This window comes from Bradyrhizobium sp. S69 (assembly GCF_009766005.1).
GTDB lineage: Bacteria > Pseudomonadota > Alphaproteobacteria > Rhizobiales > Xanthobacteraceae > Bradyrhizobium.
In genome coordinates, this window is record NZ_LMUK01000029.1 from 1 (window position 1) to 23,013 (window position 23,013).

Sequence of the window (23,013 nt, forward strand, 5' to 3'; positions counted from 1 at the left end):
CGCATCAACAGGCCGGACATATGGATGCAAGCGATCCGATCAGACCCTGAAAAAAACTCTTGTGGCACGGGGGCCGTCCACATATGGGTCCCGGCCTTCGCCGGGACGACGGCTTTAGCGCAGCATCGCTATCAGCGTCATTGCGAGGAGTACTATCTCCCCCCGTCCGGCCCCATCACCAGATCGGGCAAAGCGGTCGAAATCTCCGGCACGAAACACAGCACCACGACGGCGGCCATCATCAACAGCACGAAGGGCAGCGTGCCCCAGATCACCTCGCTCAGCGAAATGTCCGGCGCGACGTTGCGGATCACGAACAGATTGAGGCCGACCGGCGGGTGAATAAGCCCCATCTCCATCACGATGGTCATCACCACGCCAAACCAGATGATGTCGAAGTGGGCCGCCCGCAGCGGCGGCAGGACAATCGGCGCGGTCATCAGGATGATCGAGACCGGCGGCAGGAAAAAACCCAGCATCACCACCATGACGAGGATCGCCGCCAGCAGCTCCCAGCGCGGCAGGTTCATCGCGACAATCGATTCGGCCACCGATTGGGAAATGTGCAGATAGCTCATGACGTAGGAGTAGAGCAGCGACATGCCGATGATCATCATCAGCATGGTGGATTCGCGGATCGTCGATTTCAGGATCGGCGCCAGATCGGCCGGCCGCCACACGCCGTAGATCAAGGCGATCAGCACCAGCGCCATCAGGCCCCCCAGGCCCGCGGTCTCCGAAGGCGTCGCATAGCCGCCATAGAGCGCAATCATCACGCCCGTCAGCAGGATCACGAACGGGAGCACGCGGGGGAGCACACTGAATCGCTCCGCCATCGTGAAATCGTCGTGCTTGAGAATTGCCGCTGGCGTGCCGGTCTGCGCGTAGACCGCACTGGCCGCGGCATACTCCTTGCGGAAACGGAACACCGCGTAAGCGCCGAACAGCATCACCAGAAACAGCGCGGGGCCGATGCCGGCGAGAAACAGCCGGCCCAGCGATTTTTCCGCCGCGACCGCGAACAGGATCATGGTGATCGAGGGCGGCAGCAGGATGCCGAGCGTGCCGCCGGCGGCGATGATGCCGGCGGCAAACCCGCCGGAATAACCACGCTTGCGCATTTCCGGAATGCCGGCCGAACCGATCGCCGAGCAGGTGGCGGGCGACGACCCAGCCATTGCCGCGAACAATGCGCAGGCAAACACATTGGCGACGCCGAGCCCGCCGGGCACGCGGTGCAGCCAGGCATGCAGCGCCGTGTAGAGATCCTGTCCGGCGCGAGACCTGCCGATCGCTGCGCCCTTCAGGATGAACAGCGGGATCGCCAATAGCGTGATCGAGGCCATTTCCTCGTAAACGTTCTGCGTGACGGTATCGAGCGAGGCCGCGGGCATGTAGATGCCCATGAACACCACCGCGACCGCGCCGAGCGCGAACGCGATCGGCATTCCCGAAAACATCGCAAACAGCGTGGCAAGACCGTAACTGATGCCAATTCCCAGAACCGTCATCGGCGTGCCGTACCGGTCAGGGGAACGATGATCTGAAGCAATATCTGAACGCACAACAGCGTCATGCCGACCGCCATCAGGCCGTAGGGGATCGACAGCGGCGGCGACCACATCGAATTCGACACCTGACCGTCGGCCCAGGCTTCATGGGTCAGCGTCCATGATTTCCAGGCAAAGAACGCGCAAAACAACAGGCTCGCGACATCGACGAGCCACAGCCTGACACGGTTGACCACCGGCGACATCAAGCCGACGAAGGCCTCGATGCCGATATGGCCGCGCTGGGATTGCACATAGGCCGACGACATGAAGGTCGCCCCGACCAAAAGGAACACGGCGGCTTCATCCTGCCAGTAGTTCGGGATTTGAAACAGAGCCCGGCCCAACACGCTATCGCAGAGGATCGCGCAGGCGGCGATCAGCGCCAGCGCCGACAGCACGACGATGATGTTGTTGACGAACGCCAGCCAGCGCCCGGCCGCCGCGACCAGCGGATTGCCGGGCGCTGCGGTCGAGATGTCGGCCTGATCCGGAAGCGGACCATGCATCACGCGGCAACATCGCTGGCGAGCTTGAGGAAACTCGCCGCGGTCGGGGTTTTCGCGGCATAGTCCTTCCACGCGGTGTCGCGGGCGATGTCGCGCCATTTGCCGACGGTCGCGATATCGAGCGCGCTTACCTTGCCACCGGCCTTCTCATAGACCTTGGCGACTTCGACGTCGTCGTCCTGCGCGCCCTTGCGGCCGAACGCCTCCAGTTCGGTGCCGACGGCCAGGATGATGTCCTGCTGGTTCTTCGGCAGACCGTCGAAGATCGACTTCGACATCATCAAGGGCTCCAGCATGAACCAGTAGGAGGCGCCGGCGCCCGACGTCAGCGATTTTGCGACTTCCTCGAGCCGGAACGAGATCAGGCTGGTGGAGGAGGTGATGCCGGCGTCGCAGGCACCGGTTTGCATCGCCGAGTAGATTTCGTTCGACGGCACCGACAGCACGGCCGCGCCCGCCGCCTGCAGCACCATATCCATTTCGCGCGAGCCGCCGCGAACCTTGAGGCCCTTGGCATCTTCGGGGGCGACGATCGGCCTGGAGCGGCTGGCGACGCCGCCGGCCTGCCAGACCCAGGTCAGCAGGATGATGCCCTTGTCGGCGAGGAAATCCGTCAGCGCCTTGCCGATCGGCTCTTTCTTCCAGCGCATGCCCTGATCATAGGTCGCGACCAGGCCGGGCATCAGGCCGATATTGGTCTCCGGCAACTCGCCACCCGCATACGGCATCGGGTAGAGGCTGATGTCGAGCGCACCTTTGCGCATCGCCGAGAATTGCGCGTTGGTCTTGATCAGCGAGGAGTTCGGATAAATCTCGGACGCGATCTCGCCGCCGCTGCGCTTGGTCACTTCAGCGGCAAACGTCCGGCACAGCCGGTCGCGGAAATCGCCCTTGTCGATCGTGCCGCCGGGGAACTGATGCGATATTTTCAGCGTGGTGGCCGCGTGCGCCGTGCCGGTCCCGAAACGAAGGATGGCGGGGGCTGCAACCGCTGATACGAGGACGTGACGGCGTGTAAGCATGGTTCTCCTCCCAGGAGGCGTTCTTGTTTGGATCGTTCATCGAGCGGGCTTGGCGGCCATCTGTAGCGGGGTTCGTCTGGATTTTCTCTAGTCTGATAGTTCGAGGCGGTGCGCGATGCACCGGCATTGTTGCGGCGCACACGTGCAGCGGGGCGAGGAAGGGAGACGGTCAACATATACCATCAAACCCCGGAGAGCGCGTCACAAGCCGGTTGCCGACAGAATTATTTGGGACATTCCGTAACAAACGATGGCGCGGAACCGTCGTGATTGGATCGACATCAGTCGTGTTCAAAACGATTTCAAAGGGATCACTGACCAATGACCATCCGCACCCGCATCGCGCTCGGCGTTTCAGCCGCCGCACTCTCGCTCGGCCTCGCGCTCTCCCCCGCTGCCTTCGCCCAGGACAAGATGGGCAACGATAGCATGATGAAAAAGGACACGATGTCGAACGACACCATGTCCAAGGACAGCATGAAGAAAGACACGATGTCGAAGGATGCCATGAAAAAGGACGATGGCATGAAGAAGGACGACGGAATGAAGAAAGACGAGATGAAGAAAGACGAGATGAAGAAGTAAGCGGCGCGTCTTCCTCAATCTTCCGTGCAGGCTCGCTTCGATCGGGGCGAGCCTGTGCTATTTCGAGCAACATCTTGCCGGGCAAGAGATTGCCCGAGCATAACACCGCGCGATATCGCGGGTTATTTCTTACGCTTCTTGCGGGCGGCGTAACGCGCGTCGCGTGCGGCTTTGCGCTCGACCTCGAGCGCCAGCTCGCGGGCGGCAGCCTCTTCCTTTTCGCGCGCGAGCAGGGCGGCGGCTTCTGCTGCGGCCTCTTCCTCGCGGCGTTTTTGTTCGGCCTTCTCGGCCTCGCGCGTTTCTCGGACCTTGGCCCGCAGCGCGGCTTGCGCCTCGCGCTCCGCCTGCCGCTGCTTCACCGCGGGATCATCCGGGCCGGGCTGGGCGCGGAACTTGTTCAGGATGGCTTTCCTCGCTTCCTGAGCTGCCTTCTGACGGTCCGCGAAGTTAGGTTCCTTGAATCCACTCATAGATAGGCCTTGTCGCTTTCATGGTTTGTTGTGAAACGGTCGCTTGAAGTCGCGCCAGCACAATACAAAGGCGCCTGCATCATCGGTAGCGGCTTGTACCGCCGCTCGCGCCGAGGCGCCATCAAATATCCGCTAACCGGCGCCATGTCGCGCGAAAACTGACGCTGCGGCCGATATCGGCCGGTTGCGGTAATCTGGTCACGTTTGTCGCCGACAAGGCCGCGATGGCGCCTGGTCTGCGCGGGCGGTATGGCGGCGTTGAAAACCCTAGTATGTATCGTCGCTTAGGCAGATCAAATGAACGATTTCCGGTTGCGTGGCGTCTGATTACCAACCTGCCTTGATCACGGGTCGAGAGCGATTTGAATGAAATTATTGCCAAACCGCCGTCGCGGGCTGCTCGTTCTCGCAACCGTGGTGATCGCCTATCTCATGCTCGCCTACGTCGTGCTTCCGGCAGTGTGGCGCCATCACGAGCGGGAGCCGGGCCTCGCGTCGCGGCCTATGGTGACGCGCACCGGCACCGGCATCCCGGGCGATGCGCTCAATGTCGGGTTGGTTGGCGGCCAGGAAGATGTCTTCCGCGCGCTGGAGGCGGCAGGGTGGTTTCCGGCCGACCCCGTGACATTTCGCACCAGCATCGCGATCATCGGCAGCGTGGTGCTGGATCGGCCTTACCAGGAGGCGCCGGTCAGCCCGCTGTATTTTGAAGGCAAAAAAGAGCAATTCGCTTTCGAAAAACCTGACGGCAAGAGCGCCGACCGGCGTCACCATGTCCGTTTCTGGCTGGCGCTTGAAAAGGGCACCGACGGCCGTCCGGTCTGGCTCGGCGCGGTGACGTACGACCGCGGCGTCGGCTTCAGCCACTATACCGGACAGGTCACCCATCACATCGGTCCGGACATCGACGCCGAGCGCGACCTGTTGATGCGCGATTTGACCGAGGCCGGGATGATCGACGCACGGTTCAAGATTTCCGGAATAGGACCGACCTTGTTCGGTCGCAATGGCGGCGGCGATCCCTATCACACGGACGGAGAAATCGATGTCGGCAGTCTGGTGGTCGGTGGCGTCAAGCGAACGACGCCGCCGTCGACATTGCCGCCACCACCACTGATCGCCTTGAAGGACCAGATCTGGCATGGCCTCGGTAACGCGATCGACCAGGATATTGCGCCCAGCGCCCGTGATCTCGCAGGCGAGACAAAGAAGTAAAACCGATGGCGGCTCTGCTTACCGGGTTGCCTTGCCGTCGTCCGTCGGCTTGCCCATCTCTCGCGTCGAGACCGTTGGGGCGGCCTGAGGCTTCAAGCCCTGTTCCTGACACGGCATTTGCCTCCACGATCCATCCGGGCCCTGCTCGTAGGCGTGGCAGGCTGACGACGAAGATGGTTCGTCAACGGCTTGTGGTACATTTGGCGTCTTGGCAAACGACCGTCCCGCCAGAACGACACTCGCACCAAGTACGATCGCAATAAGCACCCGCATTTGACTATCCTTTCCATCAAAGGTCCGGCAATTTTCTATGCAGGATTGTGGTGGTTTTTTGCCTGATAGCTCAGCGCTGCCACCGCGGACCGAATGAGAGGTTAATCACGGGTTAAATTCCGGTAATTTGAACTGGTGCTGCCATCGGCCCGACATATCTAAAGGGATGAAGGGAAGCCGCCATGTTCAAAGCATCGGTTATCGCATTCACGATCTTCATCTGCGGCGCGATGTTGACGATCGCGCATTACGACGCCCATTTTGCCCAACTGCCGAAATCGGTTCTGATGAAGCGGGCTGTCTGATATCCGGCTGCGGCCGGCCAGATCGGTTGCCGAATCAGCCGTCGGCCTCAGTCGTCGAAGCTAACCCCGATGCGCTTTCCGTTGCGCCAGACGATATGGCATCGCCTGGAGCTGCCATCGGATGTCATGCCCAGCACAAAGACGTCCGGAAACCACAGAGGGCTATTGACCTCCAGGGCAGCGCCGGTCGCAGAAACATTGCGAATTAGACAATCCACCTTGCTGCCGCCGAACTCGATGGTTCCGGCCTTTAGCACGCGTTGACGGGGCGCAATTCGATCTTCCTCCATGGCAGCGCACCACTAAACCCCCGCGCTTACACGGACCTTACAAACGGGCCGGCGCCGCTTAAGCGCTATCTTTCGGAAACAGCCGCGCCAGGCTGAAGCGGATACCCAGATAGATAGCCGCGATCCCCGCGGCGACTGCAAACGCGACATGCATCCTGATTTCCCTTCGGGGAACGAATTGGTGTCCGGATGTCGGCGCGCAATGTGTCCTTAGAAAGTTGATCCACAGCGGAGGCTTCAAACCCCCGTGATGAGCGCCGGCGTGTGGTATCAACCACAGGCCGTGCCGGCTCAGCGCCGCACGCAAAATGCGGAGGGTGAGAAATTAATTGGCGATCTTCGCGCAATGTTAGCTTTCGATCGGCAAATTGGATGCGGGAAACCCTGCGGAGAAGCCTCAGGGTGTTGAAACCAGGAGGTAACGGGTGCGACTTTTATTTTTGCAATTTTTGAAGAACGAATCGGCGGCCACCGCGATCGAATACGCCCTGATCGCCGCCGGTATCGCTCTGGCCATTGTTACCGCCGTCAGCAGCCTTGGTACGACGGTCAATGGCAAGTACGCAGCAGTAAGTACCGCACTTAAATAATCGTAGCGCTGCGTTGATTGCGAGGGCCCCGATTCGTGACGGGGCCCTTTTTCGTTGGGTTTGATTCGCCGCGATCAATTCGGTGGTTTCGTTCCAGCCGCCCGCTTGGAATGGCTGCCTGCATCGTCCTTCATCTGCAGACAGGTGAGCAGGTCCAGGGCGCTGTTCATTCCGAGGGTCACGGTATCGCGGGTGCATTGCGCTCGGATCGATGAGGAATACGAAGACCAGATCGTTGCCAATTGTTGCCGGGCCGACTTCTCGTCATTCAAGCAATCATGGTAGCCCTGATCTGTCTTCTCGCTGAGGACTTTGCAGGCCTTCTCCAAATTGAAGTTCGGAATCTGGCCCGAAACCTGGACGACAAGCTGAGTGCTGAGGCCAATTCCTAGGATGACAGGATGCATGACGACGCCTCCGGCGGGCTTGGCGGTGGGCGGAGCGCCCAGCGGACGGCGATGCCTACAGATGCTACTTGTGCCTCACCGCGCAAGCTAACCACCCAGGCCGCAGCCGCGTTCCGTTTCGCTGGCGAAAAAAGCAGGGCAGGCACGAATACTGGCGATCCCAGCAGACAGCCCCTGATGCGCGAATGGCGACGGCCGCCCATGTCGTTGGAACGTTTGCTGGCGCCTTCGGTTAGCTCGGTGACCTTGGGAAGGATTTCGACATGGGCGAGTTGCTCGATCGATTAAACGCGATGGACTCGCGTCCTCGTGCGCCGGGCGAACCGATCAGATCAGTCGCTGATCAGGCCGCGCAGGCCTTCCGATCGGCCAGCCAACGGGTCAACGAGGCGATTGAGGCGGTTCGAGAACCCGGCATGCCGCTGGACACCGTTAGCCGCTGGACGCGCGAGGCCCCGCTGCAGGCTTTGGCAGCAGCGTTCTTGGTCGGTGTGATCATGAGCCGGCGGAGATAGCTTTGTGGAAGCCGGCGCAAACGAGCCTGCCAGAGAGGTCGTGATGACATCGACGGTCTCGACGCTGCTGGTCATCGCCCGGGCCCCCGAAAAATCATCGCTTCCACGAGCTTGGCTTGCCTGATGTGCTCGGCGAGCGACTCGTCGCTGAGGCCAGAAACTTGCTGCCAAACCCCATCTTGTTGCTCGAACATCCTGACCTGAATTTCGCGCAGCACGGTCGGCGGCAGGATGAACGCCTGCACACTGGGTAGTTTGTCTCTTATCCGCCGCTTCAGTCGATGAGCCCCATCAATGGTGTTCAGGCCGTTGAACGTGATAAGCATCAGCACCGGCTCGTCTCGGCGCTGCAGGGTCATCGCCTTCACGACGTCATGATCGTATTCCAACTGGGAGATATTATTTCGAAGGCTGGCGTTGATCGGAACCGTCATCGGGCTTTGCCCTGACCGGTGTATGTTGCGCCAGGCCAGCGAGATGTTCAGAACGCCGAGCATTTCGCTGCGAAAAACCTCTTCACCCGGCACGACGTTCTCAAATCTGACCCGCCCACTCGGGCCGTCGAACGAATAGCCAGTTTCTGTGATTTCGAGATTGGAAAATGCTGCAAGATCCTGTTCGGTGGGGTTTCGTTTCGACATTCTTGATCGCTTGAGAGAGGCGATAGGGTGCCCCGCCGGGGCCGGACGGGGAGCGGACAATATCACGGCCACGCTCATTTCCGGAACAGGCATTGGCTGACCTTCCAGCCCGGTGAGCCAACCGACGATCAAGCTATTGAAATCACTAGGAGCGGAAAATGAAGTGGCGATCCCAGCAGGATTCGAACCTGCAACCCACGGAGTAGAAATCCGTTACTCTATCCAGTTGAGCTATGGGACCATCCGGCGACCCGATCGCGCGGCCTTCATAGCACTGCCAATATGAAAAATCCGCAACGCCGCCAAGTCTGTTCTTGAGCACTTCAAGTCTGTTCTTGAGCATTTCCAAGCCTTCTCTTGGCCGTTTCAAGCCTGTCTTGACCATTTTCAGGCCCGCTCCGAACCATTTTCGTGGTGCCGTCGACCAAGCAGGGCGGCGGACCGTTGCGTTTGGTCGGTCGTCCACGCAAAAGCTTGCGACAACGGTGCAAGCGGAGACGTGTCTCAGCGGAGAATTGCCTCGGCCATGCCGCATGCGACCTTTTCGCGCCTTTGTTCCATGGCCATGAGTCCGTCACCTTTTCGCGCATTTCTGTTTGATACGCGGCGTCAGTCCGCGTCAGGGAGCTTCATCATGACCGGTTTGGTTCGCGCCGCGATCGTTTGCGTCACGCTGGCGTTCGGCCTGGTCACGGCCCAGGCGGCGGACAAGTCCTTCAAACGCGACGACCTCGCGGATTCCGCGATCAAGCTGGAAGCCCAGATCAAGAGCGAGGCGGGACCGGTCGCCAAGTCGGGCGCGAGCCTGCGATCCGATGCCGATGCCGCCTTCAAACGTGCCGATTTCCGCACCGGCCTGCAAATTCTCGGGCAAATCGCCGCCACCACGCCGGACGACAGCGCGAATTGGCTCAAACTCGCCCGCACCATTTTCCAGATCAAACCCTCCAATCCCAGCGAGGGGACGTTCCTGCTGGAACGGGCCTCGACCGCGGCCTACATCGCCTATCAGCGCGCCGGCAATGCGGGCGAGGAGGCCGATGCGCTCGCGGTGCTCGGCCAGGCCATGGCCGACCGCAAGCTGTGGCGCCCGGCGTTGGATAGCCTGCGGCTCTCGCTTGACCAGCGCGAAGTCGCCGAGGTGCGCGGCCAATACGAGAAGTTACGCGACGAGCACGGCTTCCGGCTGCTGGATTACACCGTTGATTCGGATGCCGCCTCGCCGCGGGCCTGTTTCCAGTTTTCCGAGGATCTGGCCAAGCGTACCGATTTTGCCCCGTTCCTGGCGCTTGCCGGCAGCGACAAGCCGGCGCTGTCGTCGGAAGGCAAGCAGCTCTGCGTCGACGGCCTCAAGCACGGCGAGCGCTACAACATCAATCTGCGCGCCGGGCTGCCGTCCACGGTCAAGGAAACCCTGCCGAAATCGGCCGAATTCAACATCTATGTGCGCGACCGCAAGCCGTTCGTGCGTTTCACCGGGCGGGCCTATGTGCTGCCGCGCACCGGCCAGCGCGGCATTCCCGTGGTCAGCGTCAATACCCCGGCCGTGACCGTGAATGTGTTCCGGATCGGCGACCGCAACCTGATCAACACGGTGATCGGCAGCGACTTCCAGCAGCAGATATCCAGTTATCAATTGTCCGACCTTGGCGACGAGCGCGGGGTAAAAGTCTGGACCGGCGAGCTTGCGACCGCGCCGACGCTCAATCAGGACGTCACCACGGCGTTTCCGGTCGATCAGGCGCTCGGCGACCTGCAGCCCGGCGTCTATGTGATGACCGCCAAGGCCAAGGGCCCGAGTACCGACGATGACGGCCAGTTGGCGACGCAATGGTTCATCGTTTCCGATCTCGGGCTGAGCGCGTTCTCGGGCAATGACGGCATCCATGTCTTCGTCAATTCGCTGGCATCGACCGATGCGGTCGCCCGGGCCGAGGTGCGGCTGGTGGCGCGCAACAACGAAATTCTCGCGACACGCAAGACCGACGAATCGGGCCACGTGCTGTTCGAGGCGGGGCTCGCGCGCGGCGAGGGCGGCCTGTCGCCGGCGATGCTGACCGTGACCAGCGAGAAAGCCGACTACGCCTTCCTCAGCCTGAAAACAGACGCCTTCGACCTGTCGGACCGTGGCGTTTCCGGCAGGACGGTGCCGGCGGGCGCCGATGCGTTCGTCGATGCCGAGCGCGGCGTCTACCGCTCCAACGAGACGGTGTATCTGACCGCGCTGCTGCGCGACGGTCAGGGCAATGCCGTCAGCGGCGGGCCGCTGACATTGGTGATCGAACGCCCCGACGGCGTTGAGTTCCGCCGCGCCGTGCTGCCCGATCAAGGCGCCGGCGGGCGCAGCCTGGCGCTGCCGCTGAACTCGGCGGTTCCGGCCGGCACCTGGCGGGTGCGGGCATTCACCGATCCCAAGGCGTCTTCGGTGGGCGAAACCACCTTCATGGTCGAGGATTACATCCCCGAGCGTATCGAATTTGACTTATCTGCCAAAGATAAAGCGATCAAAGTTGATGCTCCTGTAGAACTTAAGGTCGACGGCCGTTTTCTGTACGGCGCGCCGGCGTCGGGCTTGCAGCTCGAGGGCGACATGCTGGTCGCGCAGGCGGCGGAACGGCCCGGTTATGCCGGCTACCAGTTCGGCGTCGACGACGAGGAGACCGCCAGCAACGAGCGCACGCCGATCGAGAATCTGCCCGAGGCGGACGCCAACGGCGTCGCCACGTTCCCGGTCAGCCTTGCCAAGGCGCCGACCTCGACGCGGCCGCAGGAGGCCCAGATCTTCATCCGCATGGCGGAAGCCGGCGGCCGTGCGGTCGAGCGAAAACTGGTGCTGCCGGTGGCGCCGACCGCCGCGATGATCGGCGTCAAACCGTTGTTCGGCGACAAGAACGTCGCTGAGGGCGACAAGGCCGGTTTCGACGTCGTGTTCGTCGCTCCCGACGGCAAGCCGTTGGCAAGGGACGGCCTGCGCTACGAACTGCTGAAGATGGAATCCCGCTATCAATGGTACCGGCAGAACGCGTCGTGGAACTATGAGCCGGTCAAATCGACCACGCGGGTTGCCGACGGCGATCTGACGGTTGCCGCCGACAAGCCGTCACGGGTCATGCTGTCGCCGCAGCCCGGCCGCTATCGCCTCGACGTCAAATCGAATGAGGCCGATGGGCCGCTGACGTCGGTGCAGTTCGATGTCGGCTGGTATTCCGATGGCTCGGCCGACACGCCGGACCTGTTGGAAACCTCGATCGACAAACCGGACTATCAATCCGGCGACACCATGACGGTGTCGGTCAATGCCCGCACCGCCGGCAAGCTGACCATCAATGTGCTGGGCGACCGGTTGCTGACCACGCAGACCACCGACATCAAGGAAGGCACCGCGCAGGTCAAGATTCCCGTCGGCAAGGACTGGGGCACCGGCGCCTATGTGGTGGCGACATTGCGCCGTCCGCTCGATGCGGCGGCCCAGCGGATGCCGGGCCGCGCCATCGGCCTGAAATGGTTCGGCATCGACAAGAACAGCCGCACGCTGCAGGTCAATCTTTCGCCGCCGGCTTTGGTACGGCCGGGCACCACGCTGAAGCTGCCGGTGAAGCTTGGTGGATTGAGTCCCGGCGAAGACGCCAAGATCGTCGTCGCCGCGGTCGATGTCGGCATTCTCAATCTGACCAATTACAAGCCGCCGGCGCCGGACGATTATTATCTCGGCCAGCGCCGCATGACGTCGGAAATTCGCGACATCTACGGGCAATTGATCGACGGCATGCAGGGCACAAGCGGCCGGATCAAGACCGGCGGCGATTCCGCCGGCGCCGAGTTGCAGGGCAGCCCGCCGACGCAAAAGCCGCTGGCGCTGTATTCGGGGATCGTCACGGTCGCCGCCGACGGCACCGCCGAGATCAGTTTCGAGATTCCGGAATTCGCCGGCACCGCGCGGGTGATGGCGGTGGCGTGGACCGCCAGCAAGCTCGGCCGCGCCACGACCGATGTCACGGTACGCGATCCCGTGGTGCTGACGGCGACCTTGCCGCGCTTTTTGCTCAATGGCGACCACGGCACCATGAGCTTTGACCTCGACAATGTCGAAGGCGCGCCCGGCGATTACAGCATCGACGTGAAGGCGTCCGGACCCATCAAGGTCAGCGGCAATCCGACCACGACGGTAAAGCTCGCGGCCAAGCAGCGCAGCTCGATGGCGCTGGCGCTCGATGCCGGCGGCACCGGAACGGCCGCGCTCGATGTCGACATCAAAGGGCCGAACGGGCTGGCCCTGGCGCGGCATTACGCGCTCGACGTCAAGGCGGCGACGCAAATTCTGGCGCGACGCTCGATCCGGACCCTGGCAAAAGGCGAGAGCCTGACGCTGACGTCGGACATGTTCTCGGACCTGGTGCAGGGTACCGGAAGCGTGTCGTTGTCGGTCAGCCTCTCGACCGCGCTCGATGCCGCGACCATCCTCAAGGCGCTCGATCGTTACCCGTACGGTTGCTCGGAGCAGATCACCAGCCGCGCAATGCCGCTGCTGTACGTCAACGACCTCGCCGCCGGCGCGCATCTGGCGATGGATACCGAAGTCGATCAGCGCATCAAGGATGCGATCGATCGGCTGCTGGCACGACAAGGCTCGAACGGTTCGTTCGGACTATGGTCGGCCGGCGGCGACGACGCCTGGCTCGATGCCTATGTCACGGACTTCCTGACCCGCGCCCGCGAGAAGGGATTTAACGTGCCCGACGTGTTGTTCAAGAACGCGCTGGATCGTGTGCGCAATTCGGTCGTCAACGCCGACGAGCCGGAAAAGGACGGTGGCCGCAACCTCGCTTACGGCCTCTATGTGCTGGCCCGCAATGGCACGGCCCCGATCGGCGATTTGCGCTACCTCGCCGACACCAAGCTGAACAATCTGGCCACTTCGATCGCCAAATCGCAATTGGCGGCGGCGTTGGCGCTGGTCGGCGACAAAGCCAGGGCCGAGCGGGTCTATGCCGCGGCGCTCGATAGCCTGAACCCCAAGCCAACCCTGGAGTTCGGCCGGGTCGATTATGGCTCGGCGCTGCGCGATGCGGCGGCGCTGGTGTCGTTGGCCAGTGAAGGCAATGCGCCGCGGGCGACATTGACCCAGGCCGTCGAACGCGTCGAAGTCGCGCGCGGCCTGACGCCTTACACCTCGACCCAGGAAAATGCCTGGCTGGTGCTGGCGTCGCGAGCGCTGGCGAAGGAAACGCTGGCGCTCGATATCGATGGATCGCCGATCAAGACCGCGGTCTATCGCAGCTACAAGGCAGCCGAGATGGCGGGCAAGCCGGTCAAGATCACCAATACCGGCGATGCGTCGGTGCAGGCGGTGGTTTCGGTGAGCGGCGCGCCGGTCACGCCGGAGCCGGCTGCCTCCAACGGCTTCAAGATCGAGCGCAATTATTTCACGCTCGACGGCAAGCCGGCCGACGTGTCCAAAGCCAAGCAGAACGATCGGTTTGCCGTGGTGCTGAAGATCACCGAACCGAAGCCGGAGTTCGGCCACATCATGGTGTCGGATTATCTCCCCGCCGGCCTCGAAATCGACAATCCGCATCTGGTCTCGTCCGGCGACACCGGGACGCTGGACTGGATCGAGGACGGTGAGGAGCCGCAAAACACCGAGTTCCGCGACGACCGCTTTACCGCCGCGATCGATCGTGCCGCCAACGACAAATCGGTATTCACCGTCGCCTACGTGGTGCGCGCGGTGTCGCCGGGCAAATACGTGTTGCCGCAGGCCTATGTCGAGGACATGTACAATCCCTCGCGCTACGGCCGAACCGGCACCGGAACCGTCGAGGTGCGTCCGGCGAAATGAGCGCAACGGAGACCATCGCGCCGGCGGCGCCACGCCAACGCCGCTGGCACCGGATCAAGCGGGCGGCCGTCGCGCTGGCCGCGGCTTGCTTGATTTCGGTCGGTGTCTTCGCGGCGTGGGTCGCCTCACTGGGGCCATTGCCGTTTGAGCAGGCCCGGCAGGTCTCCGCGACGGTGGTCGATCGCCACGGCAAATTGCTGCGCGCCTATGCGATGGCGGACGGCCGCTGGCGATTGCCGGTCGATGCCAGGGCCAATGTCGATCCGGGCTACCTCAAGCTGCTGTTCGCCTATGAGGACAAACGCTTCTACTCCCACCACGGCATCGATCCGCTGGCGCTGAGCCGCGCCGCGCTGCAACTGGGCAGCCGAGGCCGCATCGTGTCGGGCGGCTCGACCATCACGATGCAACTGGCGCGGCTGATGGAGCCGCGGCGCGAGCGCTCGGTCCATGCGAAATTGCGCCAGATGGTCCGCGCCGTCGAAATCGAGCGGCAACTGACAAAAGACCAGATCCTCAACCTCTATTTGGCGCTGGCACCCTATGGCGGCAATCTCGAGGGCATTCGTGCGGCCTCGATCGCCTATTTCGGCAAGGAGCCGAAGCGGCTATCGCTGGCGGAAGCGGCCTTGCTGGTGGCATTGCCGCAGTCACCGGAAAACCGCCGCCTCGATCGCCACCCGGAAGAAGCGCGGGCCGCGCGCGACCGGGTGCTCGACCGCATGGTCGAGGACGGTCAAATCTCGAACGACGACGCCGCCGCGGCGAAAGCCGTAGCGGTGCCGCGCATGCGCAAGGCGATACCGATCCTGGCGCCGCATTCCGCCGATCGCGCCGTTGCCGGTTTCAAGGATATTCCGGTGATTTCGCTGACGCTGGATGGCAGCTTGCAGAAGGCGCTTGAGGCCTTGGCGCGCGACCGCGCGATCGCGCTGGGTCCGAAGATCTCGGTCGGCATCCTCGCGGTCGACAACGAGAGCGGCGACGTGCTGGCTCGGGTCGGCTCGCCGGATTATTTCGATGAGCAGCGGGCAGGGCAGGTCGACATGACCCGCGCCGTGCGCTCGCCGGGATCTACCTTGAAGCCGTTCATCTATGGTCTCGCCTTCGAAGACGGTTTTGTCCATCCGGAAAGCCTGATCGACGACCGGCCGATCCGGTTCGGCGACTACGCGCCGCAGGATTTCGACATGACCTTCCAGGGCACCGTGCCGGTGCGCAAGGCGCTGCAACTCTCGCTGAACGTGCCCGCGATTGCGCTATTGGATCGGGTCGGCGCCAGCCGGCTGTCGTCGCGGCTGAAGCAGGCCGGCGGCAATCTGGTGCTACCGAAAGACGAGGTGCCGGGATTGGCGATGGGCCTCGGCGGCGTCGGCGTCACGTTGCAGGATCTGGTGCAGCTTTATGCGGGGATCGCGCGGCTCGGCACCACGCGGCCGCTGCGCGAGATCATGAATGAAAATGACGGGCCGCGCGATCCGTTGCGGCTGATGGACCAGGTCGCGGCCTGGCAGGTCGGCAACGTGCTGATGGGAACGCCGCCGCCGGAAAATGCCCCGCATAACCGCATCGCGTTCAAAACCGGCACCAGTTACGGCTATCGCGATGCCTGGTCGGTCGGCTTCGACGGCCGCATGACGATCGGGGTCTGGGTCGGGCGTCCCGACGGGGCGCCGGTTCCAGGCCTGGTCGGCCGTGTTGCGGCGGCGCCGATCCTGTTCGATGCCTTTGCCCGTACCGGCAAACTGCCGATGCCGCTACAGAGGCCGCCAAAGGGCGTGCTGATCGCCAGTAACGCCGCGCTGCCATTGCCGCTGCGCCGGTTCCGTCCGCTTGGGGAACTGGTGCGGACCGGCAGCGAGCAGGCGCCCCACATCCAGTACCCCCTGAACGGCTCGCGGATCGATGCCGGTGGCTCCGATGGCGGGTCATTTTCCGCGATGCCGGTCAAGGTCGCCGGCGGCGTGCTGCCGATGACGATGATGGTCAATGGCGTGGCGGCGGGCGAGATCGACAGCCGCCGCCAGCGGCTGGTCGATCCGCCCGGGCCGGGCTTCGTCAGATTAACCGTCATCGACGCCACGGGCGCCGCGGACACAGTTGTGGTGAGAATTCAATAGGGGGTCGCCAAGCGGTTGTCGCGATGGTGGTTTCGGCGTATGCGGAACCAATGGCCGAGACCTTTGCCCGTCCCCGATTTGGAGAGCCGCGTGAGCCGAAGAATCGGGTAAATCCCGGTAGCCGGCTGATCGCGATGATCGATTTTGTCACCGCCAGCCATCTCCGCGCCGGCGCCTTCCTTTTGCTCTGCGGGCTGCTGTTGTTCCTGCCGGGATTTTTCAACATCCCGCCGATCGACCGCGACGAAGCCAGGTTCGCGCAGGCGACCAAGCAAATGGTCGAGACCTCCGATTTCGTCGATATCCGGTTCCAGGATGACGTCCGTTACAAGAAGCCGGTCGGCATTTACTGGCTGCAATCGGCGGCGGTTGAGACCGCCTCCGCGCTCGGGCTGCCCCGCGCGCAACTGCGGATCTGGCTCTATCGGATACCCTCGCTGATCGGCGCGATCGGCGCGGTGCTGCTGACCTACTGGACCGCACTCGCCTTCGTGACACGGCGCGGCGCGGTGCTGGCCGCGCTGATGATGTGCAGTTCGGTCTTGTTGGGCGTCGAAGCGCGGCTCGCCAAGACCGATGCGATGCTGTTGCTCACGGTGGTGGCGGCGATGGGCGCGCTGGCGCGGGTATATCTGTCCTGGCAGCGCGGCGAGGATCCCGCGCATCCGCCGTGGGCGTGGCCCGCGATCTTCTGGACCGCGCTGGCCGGCGGCATCCTGCTCAAGGGGCCCTTGATCCTGATGTTCGTCGGGCTGACCATCGTCACGCTTGCGATCCTCGACCGCTCCGCGAACTGGATCTGGCGGCTGCGTCCGGTCTGGGGCCTGACGTGGATGCTGGTACTGGTGCTGCCGTGGTTCGTCGCGATCTTCTGGCGCGCCGGCGATGCGTTCTTTGCGGATTCGATCGGCGGCGACATGCTGAGCAAGCTGTCGGCGCAGGAATCGCACGGCGCGCCGCCCGGTGTCTATCTGTTGCTGTTCTTGATCACGTTCTGGCCGGGTGCGCCGCTGGCGGCCATGGCAGCGCCGGCGGTGTGGCGGGCGCGGCGCGAGCCTGCCGCGCAATTCCTGCTGGCATGGCTGATCCCGTCCTGGATCGTATTCGAGGCGGTGCTGACCAAGCTGCCGCATTACGTGCTGCCGCTCTATCCGGCGATCGCGATCCTTACCGTCGGCGCGCTGGAGCGGCGGGTGCTGTCGCGATCCTGGTTGCGGCGCGGCGCGGCCTGGTGGTTCGCCATCCCCGCGATCATGTCGGTCGTGGCCGTGATCGGCGCGGTGACGGTAACGCGCCAGCCGGTGTTTCTGGCGTGGCCGTTCGTGGCGGCGGCGCTGATCTTCGGGCTATTCGCGTGGTGGCTCTACGACGACAACCGCGCCGAACGCTCGCTGTTGAATGCAGTGGTCGCGGCGATGTTTCTCGCCATGGCGATCTACGGCGTGGTGATGCCGGCGCTGACGCCATTGTTTCCGAGCGCCGAGATTGCGCGCGCGCTGCGCAACGTGGTCTGCGTCGGACCGAAGGCCGCCGCGGCCGGGTTTCACGAGCCAAGTCTCGTCTTCATGACGGGAACCTCGACGCTACTCACCGACGGCTCTGGTGCTGCGGATTTCCTGGGCCAGGGCAGTTGCCGGTTTGCGCTGGTCGAAGCGCGCTCGGAGCGTGCGTTTGCTCAACGCGCCGAAGCGATCGGCTTGCGTTACGACGTCGCCACGCGGATCGAGGGCTATAATATTTCGCAGGGCAAGGCGATTTCGATCGCGATCTTCCGCTCCGAAGGCACCGAGTAACATGCCCACCCCGGCCACAGGCGGCGAGCCCGCGAACTATTTTGTGCGTCTCGCCACGTTGACGCTGTCGTCATCAGCGCAATTGCTGCGCCCGGTCTCGCATCCGCAATCCGCCGAGGCCGCGCGAAAACTGCGGTATCAAACGTTGCTATTGATTGCGCTTGGTGCGGTCGCCGTCGTCGCCTTGACGTTTGGCTTTGACGCCACCGAGATCGGCCTGATGCCGCCGCGCGGCGCGCCCGAGCTTTGGCCGGTTCGTATCCTGACCGACTTTGGCAAGGCGGCCAATGTGCTGTGGTCGGTGGCGGGACTGCTGTTGGTGGTTGTGCTGGTCGCACCCAGCTTGCAGGGAGCTTCGCGATTACGGCTGCTCCGGTTTGGCACAGAACTGCAGTTTATATTCCTGGCCGTGCTGGTGCCGATCCTCGCCGGAGAGTTGATCAAATGGGTCGTCGGACGCGGCCGGCCGTTTGTCGGCGGCGAAGCCAATGCCTTCAACTTCTCACATTTTGCGGGAACTCAAGCCTATGCCAGCTTCCCGTCGGCGCACGCCATCACCGCCGCCGCGCTTGCTTTCGCGGTTTCGGCGCTGTGGCCGCGGGCGTCGGTCGCGATGATCTTATACGCGTTGCTGATCATCGCCAGCCGGCTGGTGCTGCTGGCGCATCATCCGAGCGATGTCACCGCAGGTGCCGTGATCGGGGTGGTCGGCGCGATGTTGGTGCGCTACTGGTTTGCCGCGCGCCGGCTCGGGTTTGTCATCGGCCAGGACGGGGCCATAACGCCGTCGAATTGACCCGGTTTGGGTCCCGTCAAAGGGGTTGCCCGTTGAGCGCCAGCCTCATAAAAGCGGGCGCCGCAAGCCCCGGCCCAGGTCTTGGTTTTTTAAGGTCTTCGGCCGAGGCCTTGTTTCAAGGTCCTGGTTTCAAGATCTTGGCTCCGGGCCAACCTGCATGCCTCGAACTCCAGCCGAGTGTTGAATTTGCCGTCTTCTGACCCCGCCGCATTGGCCGTTTCGATCGTTGTGCCCGTGCGTAACGAGGCCGAGAATGTGGCGCCGCTGATCGCGGAAATCACCGCGGCGCTCGACGGCCGCTGGGTCTATGAGATCATCTATGTCAACGACGGCTCGACCGATGCCACGGCCGAGAGGCTTGATGCCATCATGAAGCAGCGCGACAATGTGCGTCAGATCGCTCATGCGGCCTCGGCGGGGCAGTCGGCGGCGGTGCGCAGCGGCGTGCGCGCGGCGCGCGGCGCCATCGTGGCGACGCTCGACGGTGACGGACAGAACAATCCGGCGTTCCTGCCGGATCTGATCGCGGCGATCGAGAACGCCAGCAGCCGTGTCGGTCTTGCCGCCGGCCAAAGGGTCGGACGCAAGGACACCGGCTTCAAGAAGCTTCAGTCGCGCATCGCCAACGGCGTGCGTAACGCCATTCTGCGCGACGGCACCCGCGACACCGGCTGCGGCCTCAAGGCGTTCCCGCGCGAGGTGTTTCTGGCAATGCCTTATTTCGACGGGCTGCATCGCTTTCTGCCGGCGCTGGTGCGCCGCGAGGGATACGCGATCGCGTATGTCGACGTTATCGATCGTCCCCGCCATTCCGGCGTCTCGAACTATGGTTTCTTCGACCGGGTGTGGATCGGAATCATGGACCTCGCGGGCGTGTGGTGGCTGATCCGCCGCAAGAAACCGACACCCGTCGCGACCGAGGTTCAATGATGTTCATTCAATATGGCCAGGCGCTCGGCGATTATCTGTACGAGGTGTTCGTCGCCAAGTTCGATTTCTGGCTCGCGTTCGGGCTGGTGGCGCAATTGCTGTTCACCGCACGCTTTCTGGTGCAGTGGATATCGAGCGAACGCGCCGGGCAAAGCGTGGTCCCGATGGCGTTCTGGTTCTTTTCGATGGGCGGCGGATTCATGACGCTGATCTACGGAATAGCCAAGCGCGAGCCGGTGATCATCCTCGGCCAGGCGATGGCGACCGTGATCTACCTGCGCAACATCATGCTGATCGTCAAAAATCGCGGCAAGCAGACGCAGACGCTCGATCGCTGATCTTCCGGCCCGTCTATTACGGAAAGCCGCCGCCCATGATGTCCCAGGCATAGGCCGCGACCGTGCCGCCGGGCGCCACCACGCGCACCATCTCGGCGATGCCCTTGGCCGGGTCCGGCACGAAAAAGATCACCAGCGCCATGATCGCGGCATCGAAGCGGGTATCCGGAAGCGGCGGCGCCATCATCGAAGCGGATTGGTTGATCGGCCATGGTTGTCCTTTTCCAGCGAAGTGGTGCGATCCTGCGTCAAGTCAAGGACATTTTGCCGCAGCCGTGACGCAAGTTGAACTCCCGCCAGCAGATGGGGCGGGCAGGGTTCGTTAACAACGGGGAGGGAAGTCGGTCGTCAACCCCTTGACCCGGCTCGCCAGTCGTTCTGTGATGCGCGCGAGTTATTCCGTCGCCGCACGTTGAGGGGCCTGCCGCGACCCAGATCCATCGTTTGATTAGACCGCCCGCCAAACTGCCTGATCGGATTGGCGCCCGCGGCAATGGATTTACCAGGTTGGCCCATCGGCGCATGCGATGCTAAGCGAATGTTCCCAGACGACCCTTGAAAGGCCTTGCCATGAAACGCGCATCCCTGGTTCTCACCGTAGCTTTTGCCGCCGGTCTTGCAACGCCGGCCGCGCACGCCCAGACGCTCAAGACGGTCACCGACCGTGGCATGGTATCCTGCGGCGTCAGCCAGGGGCTGCCGGGCTTTTCGTCGCCCGACGACAAGGGTAACTGGACCGGGTTCGACGTCGACATCTGCCGCGCGGTTGCCGCCGCGATTTTCAACGATCCCAGCAAGGTCAAATTCGTGCCGCTGTCGGCCAAGGACCGCTTCACGGCGCTACAGTCCGGCGAGATCGATGTGCTGTCGCGCAATACCACCTGGACGCTTTCTCGCGACACCACGCTCGGCGCGAACTTTACCGGCGTAACCTATTATGACGGACAGGGGTTCCTCGTCAAAAAATCGCTCAAGGTCAATTCCGCGCTCGAACTGAACAGCGCCTCGGTCTGCGTGCAGACCGGCACCACCACCGAGCAAAATCTCGCCGACTACTTCAAGAGCAACAGCATGAAGTATGAGGTGATCGCGTTCGCCAGCGCCGATGAAACCGTAAAGGCCTATGAGTCCGGGCGTTGCGACGTCTTCACCTCCGACGTCTCGCAGCTCTATGCCGAGCGGCTGAAGCTGGCAAATCCCGCCGACCACGCCGTGCTGCCGGAAGTCATCTCGAAAGAGCCACTCGGCCCGATGGTGCGCCATGGCGACGATCAATGGTTCGATCTGGTGAAGTGGGTGTTGTTCGCGATGGTCGATGCGGAAGAACTTGGCATTACCCAGAAGAACGTGGATGACATGGCGAAATCCGACAAGCCCGAGCTCAAGCGGGTGTTCGGCACCGACGGCAATCTCGGCGAACAGCTCGGCGTTACCAAGGATTGGGTGGCGCGGATCGTGAAGGCGGTCGGTAATTACGGCGAAGCCTTCGACCGTAACGTCGGCGCCGGCTCGAAACTTGGAATTGCGCGCGGGCTCAATCAGCTCTGGAACAAGGGCGGAATTCAATACGCGCCGCCGATCCGCTGATCCCGATCAGCGGTTGGCGCTTTCTGCGATGAGCACCGAGTCCAGACCTCCGCCGCCGCAGTTCGCCGCCAAATTGCGGCGCGCGCTCGGCGGCCGGGCGGGCTGGGGAGGATTTGCCTTCCAGCTCTTGTTCGTCGCCGTTCTAATCTGGATTGGCTACGAGATCGTGGTCAACGCGCGCGCCAATCTACAGGCGCAGCGCATCACGTCCGGTTTCGGATTTTTGGGCAATACAGCCGGCTTTGACGTCAGCCAGAACCTGATCCCGTATTCCGGATCCGACACCTACACCCGGGTGTTTTTCGTCGGCCTGCTCAACACGCTATTGGTGGCGGTGATCGGCATCTTCTTTGCCACCGCGATCGGCTTTATCGTGGCGTTGGGCCGGTTGTCGCCGAACTGGCTGCTGGCGCGCATCTCCGGCGGCTATGTCGAACTGATCCGCAATTTGCCGCTGCTGTTCCAGATCCTGTTCTGGTATCTCGCGGTGCTTGCGGCATTACCTAACCCGCGACAGGGCATAGCACTGTTCGGCAGCTTCTTTCTCTCCAACCGCGGCCTGGTGATTCCGAGACCGGTCGCCGAACCAGGCCTCGAGCCGTTTGCGATCGCATTGCTGGTGGCGGTGGTTGCAGCCCTGCTGTTGCGAAGCTACGCGCGCCGTCAATTGTTCGAGCACGGTAGATTAATGCGCATCTGGCCCATCGTGCTCGGTTTGCTGATCGGACTGCCGCTCGTGACGTCGCTGGTGTTTGGCGCGCCGGTGATGTTCGAGATACCCCAACTCAAGGGGTTCAACTTTGCCGGCGGCTCACGGGTGATTCCGGAATTCGTGGCGCTGTTGCTGGCGTTGTCGCTCTATACCGCCGCCTTCATCGCCGAGATCGTGCGTGCCGGCATCCAGTCGGTGCACAAGGGGCAGATGGAAGCCGGCGCCTCGCTGGGTTTGTCGCGCGGCTCGACCTTGCGGCTGATCGTGGTGCCGCAGGCGCTGCGCGTGATCCTGCCGCCGCTCACCAACCAATATCTCAACCTGACCAAGAACTCGTCGCTGGCGGTGGCGATCGGTTATCCCGATCTGGTTTCGGTGTTCGCCGGAACCACGTTGAGCCAGACCGGGCAGGCGATCGAGATCATCGCGATCACGATGGGCGTCTATCTCCTGATTTCGCTGGTGACCAGCGCGATCATGAGCTTCTACGGCTGGCGCTTGGGCCGGAGCCTCGGAAACACGTGAT

The 23,013-nt window shown here is 62.9% G+C and carries 21 protein-coding genes and 1 tRNA gene; 13 read left to right on the forward strand and 9 right to left on the reverse strand.

All coding sequences use genetic code 11. The annotated features are described in order from the left end of the window. Positions 1-152: 152 nt before the first annotated feature. From GSQ88_RS12070 to GSQ88_RS12080, 3 genes are read right to left on the reverse strand one after another with little or no spacing between them, the layout of a single operon-like run. Positions 153-1,511 carry a TRAP transporter large permease gene (locus GSQ88_RS12070; protein WP_159007981.1) on the reverse strand — a complete coding sequence of 453 codons (1,359 nt, stop codon included), beginning with the start codon at positions 1,509-1,511 and terminating at the stop codon, positions 153-155. Then, positions 1,508-2,062 carry a TRAP transporter small permease gene (locus GSQ88_RS12075; RefSeq protein WP_174247991.1) on the reverse strand — a complete coding sequence of 185 codons (555 nt, stop codon included), beginning with the start codon at positions 2,060-2,062 and terminating at the stop codon, positions 1,508-1,510. The genes GSQ88_RS12070 and GSQ88_RS12075 overlap by 4 nt, the downstream gene beginning before the upstream one ends. Further along, positions 2,059-3,081 (reverse strand): TRAP transporter substrate-binding protein, encoded by a 1,023-nt coding sequence (locus GSQ88_RS12080; protein ID WP_159007982.1) that lies wholly within the window; start codon positions 3,079-3,081, stop codon positions 2,059-2,061. Before GSQ88_RS12080 ends, GSQ88_RS12075 begins: the two co-directional genes overlap by 4 nt. Positions 3,082-3,402: 321 nt before the next feature. Here GSQ88_RS12080 and GSQ88_RS12085 point away from each other — a divergent pair, with 321 nt between their 5' ends. After that, positions 3,403-3,666, forward strand: a complete 264-nt coding sequence (locus GSQ88_RS12085) for a pentapeptide MXKDX repeat protein (protein ID WP_159007983.1) — start codon at positions 3,403-3,405, stop codon at positions 3,664-3,666. A 122-nt stretch (positions 3,667-3,788) separates the two neighbouring features. Here the strand turns inward: GSQ88_RS12085 and GSQ88_RS12090 are convergent, their stop codons facing one another. Next, on the reverse strand, positions 3,789-4,136 hold the full coding sequence (locus GSQ88_RS12090) for a DUF6481 family protein (protein ID WP_159007984.1): 348 nt from the start codon (positions 4,134-4,136) through the stop codon (positions 3,789-3,791). 366 nt (positions 4,137-4,502) lie between these two features. Between GSQ88_RS12090 and GSQ88_RS12095 the strand changes: the two genes are divergently transcribed. Continuing rightward, positions 4,503-5,351 carry an LssY C-terminal domain-containing protein gene (locus tag GSQ88_RS12095; RefSeq protein ID WP_159007985.1) on the forward strand — a complete coding sequence of 283 codons (849 nt, stop codon included), beginning with the start codon at positions 4,503-4,505 and terminating at the stop codon, positions 5,349-5,351. Positions 5,352-5,806: 455 nt separating this feature from the next. Next, positions 5,807-5,929, forward strand: a complete 123-nt coding sequence (locus GSQ88_RS35960) for a hypothetical protein (RefSeq protein ID WP_283810677.1) — start codon at positions 5,807-5,809, stop codon at positions 5,927-5,929. A 47-nt stretch (positions 5,930-5,976) separates the two neighbouring features. Here the strand turns inward: GSQ88_RS35960 and GSQ88_RS12100 are convergent, their stop codons facing one another. Then, positions 5,977-6,219, reverse strand: coding sequence for a PilZ domain-containing protein (locus tag GSQ88_RS12100; protein WP_159007986.1), 243 nt, complete (start codon positions 6,217-6,219; stop codon positions 5,977-5,979). Between the two features lie 425 nt (positions 6,220-6,644). Here GSQ88_RS12100 and GSQ88_RS12105 point away from each other — a divergent pair, with 425 nt between their 5' ends. Then, positions 6,645-6,809, forward strand: a complete 165-nt coding sequence (locus GSQ88_RS12105) for a Flp family type IVb pilin (protein WP_159007987.1) — start codon at positions 6,645-6,647, stop codon at positions 6,807-6,809. A 74-nt stretch (positions 6,810-6,883) separates the two neighbouring features. Here GSQ88_RS12105 and GSQ88_RS12110 read toward each other — a convergent pair whose 3' ends face one another. Next, on the reverse strand, positions 6,884-7,216 hold the full coding sequence (locus GSQ88_RS12110) for a hypothetical protein (protein ID WP_159007988.1): 333 nt from the start codon (positions 7,214-7,216) through the stop codon (positions 6,884-6,886). 263 nt (positions 7,217-7,479) lie between these two features. On the opposite strand from GSQ88_RS12110, the gene GSQ88_RS12115 reads away from it, so the two are divergent. Beyond that, positions 7,480-7,731 carry a hypothetical protein gene (locus tag GSQ88_RS12115; RefSeq protein ID WP_159007989.1) on the forward strand — a complete coding sequence of 84 codons (252 nt, stop codon included), beginning with the start codon at positions 7,480-7,482 and terminating at the stop codon, positions 7,729-7,731. Positions 7,732-7,802: 71 nt separating this feature from the next. Here the strand turns inward: GSQ88_RS12115 and GSQ88_RS12120 are convergent, their stop codons facing one another. Then, positions 7,803-8,465, reverse strand: a complete 663-nt coding sequence (locus GSQ88_RS12120; RefSeq protein WP_210253791.1) for a hypothetical protein — start codon at positions 8,463-8,465, stop codon at positions 7,803-7,805. 71 nt (positions 8,466-8,536) lie between these two features. Continuing rightward, positions 8,537-8,613 (reverse strand) — tRNA-Arg (locus GSQ88_RS12125). 393 nt (positions 8,614-9,006) lie between these two features. Here GSQ88_RS12125 and GSQ88_RS12130 point away from each other — a divergent pair. From GSQ88_RS12130 to GSQ88_RS12155, 6 genes are all read left to right on the forward strand, one after another. Next, complete coding sequence (locus GSQ88_RS12130; RefSeq protein ID WP_159007991.1) at positions 9,007-14,211, forward strand: alpha-2-macroglobulin family protein; 5,205 nt, start codon at positions 9,007-9,009, stop codon at positions 14,209-14,211. Next, positions 14,208-16,331 carry a penicillin-binding protein 1C gene (gene pbpC, locus GSQ88_RS12135; RefSeq protein ID WP_159007992.1) on the forward strand — a complete coding sequence of 708 codons (2,124 nt, stop codon included), beginning with the start codon at positions 14,208-14,210 and terminating at the stop codon, positions 16,329-16,331. Before GSQ88_RS12130 ends, pbpC begins: the two co-directional genes overlap by 4 nt. Before the next feature lie 50 nt (positions 16,332-16,381). Beyond that, positions 16,382-18,124, forward strand: coding sequence for an ArnT family glycosyltransferase (locus GSQ88_RS12140; protein ID WP_159007993.1), 1,743 nt, complete (start codon positions 16,382-16,384; stop codon positions 18,122-18,124). Position 18,125: 1 nt separating this feature from the next. Further along, positions 18,126-18,920: a phosphatase PAP2 family protein gene (locus GSQ88_RS12145; RefSeq protein ID WP_159007994.1), complete on the forward strand. Its 795-nt coding sequence runs from the start codon at positions 18,126-18,128 to the stop codon at positions 18,918-18,920. A gap of 186 nt (positions 18,921-19,106) precedes the next feature. Next, positions 19,107-19,850, forward strand: a complete 744-nt coding sequence (locus GSQ88_RS12150) for a glycosyltransferase family 2 protein (protein WP_159007995.1) — start codon at positions 19,107-19,109, stop codon at positions 19,848-19,850. Next, complete coding sequence (locus GSQ88_RS12155) at positions 19,850-20,188, forward strand: lipid-A-disaccharide synthase N-terminal domain-containing protein (protein WP_159008061.1); 339 nt, start codon at positions 19,850-19,852, stop codon at positions 20,186-20,188. The genes GSQ88_RS12150 and GSQ88_RS12155 overlap by 1 nt, the downstream gene beginning before the upstream one ends. Positions 20,189-20,204: 16 nt before the next feature. On the opposite strand, the gene GSQ88_RS12160 is transcribed toward GSQ88_RS12155, so the two are convergent. Continuing rightward, entirely contained in the window at positions 20,205-20,375 is a 171-nt protein-coding gene (locus GSQ88_RS12160) for a class I SAM-dependent methyltransferase (RefSeq protein WP_210253792.1), read from the reverse strand. A 383-nt stretch (positions 20,376-20,758) separates the two neighbouring features. On the opposite strand from GSQ88_RS12160, the gene GSQ88_RS12165 reads away from it, so the two are divergent. Next, the gene (locus GSQ88_RS12165; protein ID WP_159007996.1) at positions 20,759-21,775 is read left to right on the forward strand and encodes an amino acid ABC transporter substrate-binding protein; all 1,017 of its coding nucleotides are present in this window, start codon (positions 20,759-20,761) and stop codon (positions 21,773-21,775) included. Between the two features lie 28 nt (positions 21,776-21,803). After that, complete coding sequence (locus GSQ88_RS12170; protein ID WP_159007997.1) at positions 21,804-23,012, forward strand: amino acid ABC transporter permease; 1,209 nt, start codon at positions 21,804-21,806, stop codon at positions 23,010-23,012. Position 23,013: the final 1 nt, after the last annotated feature.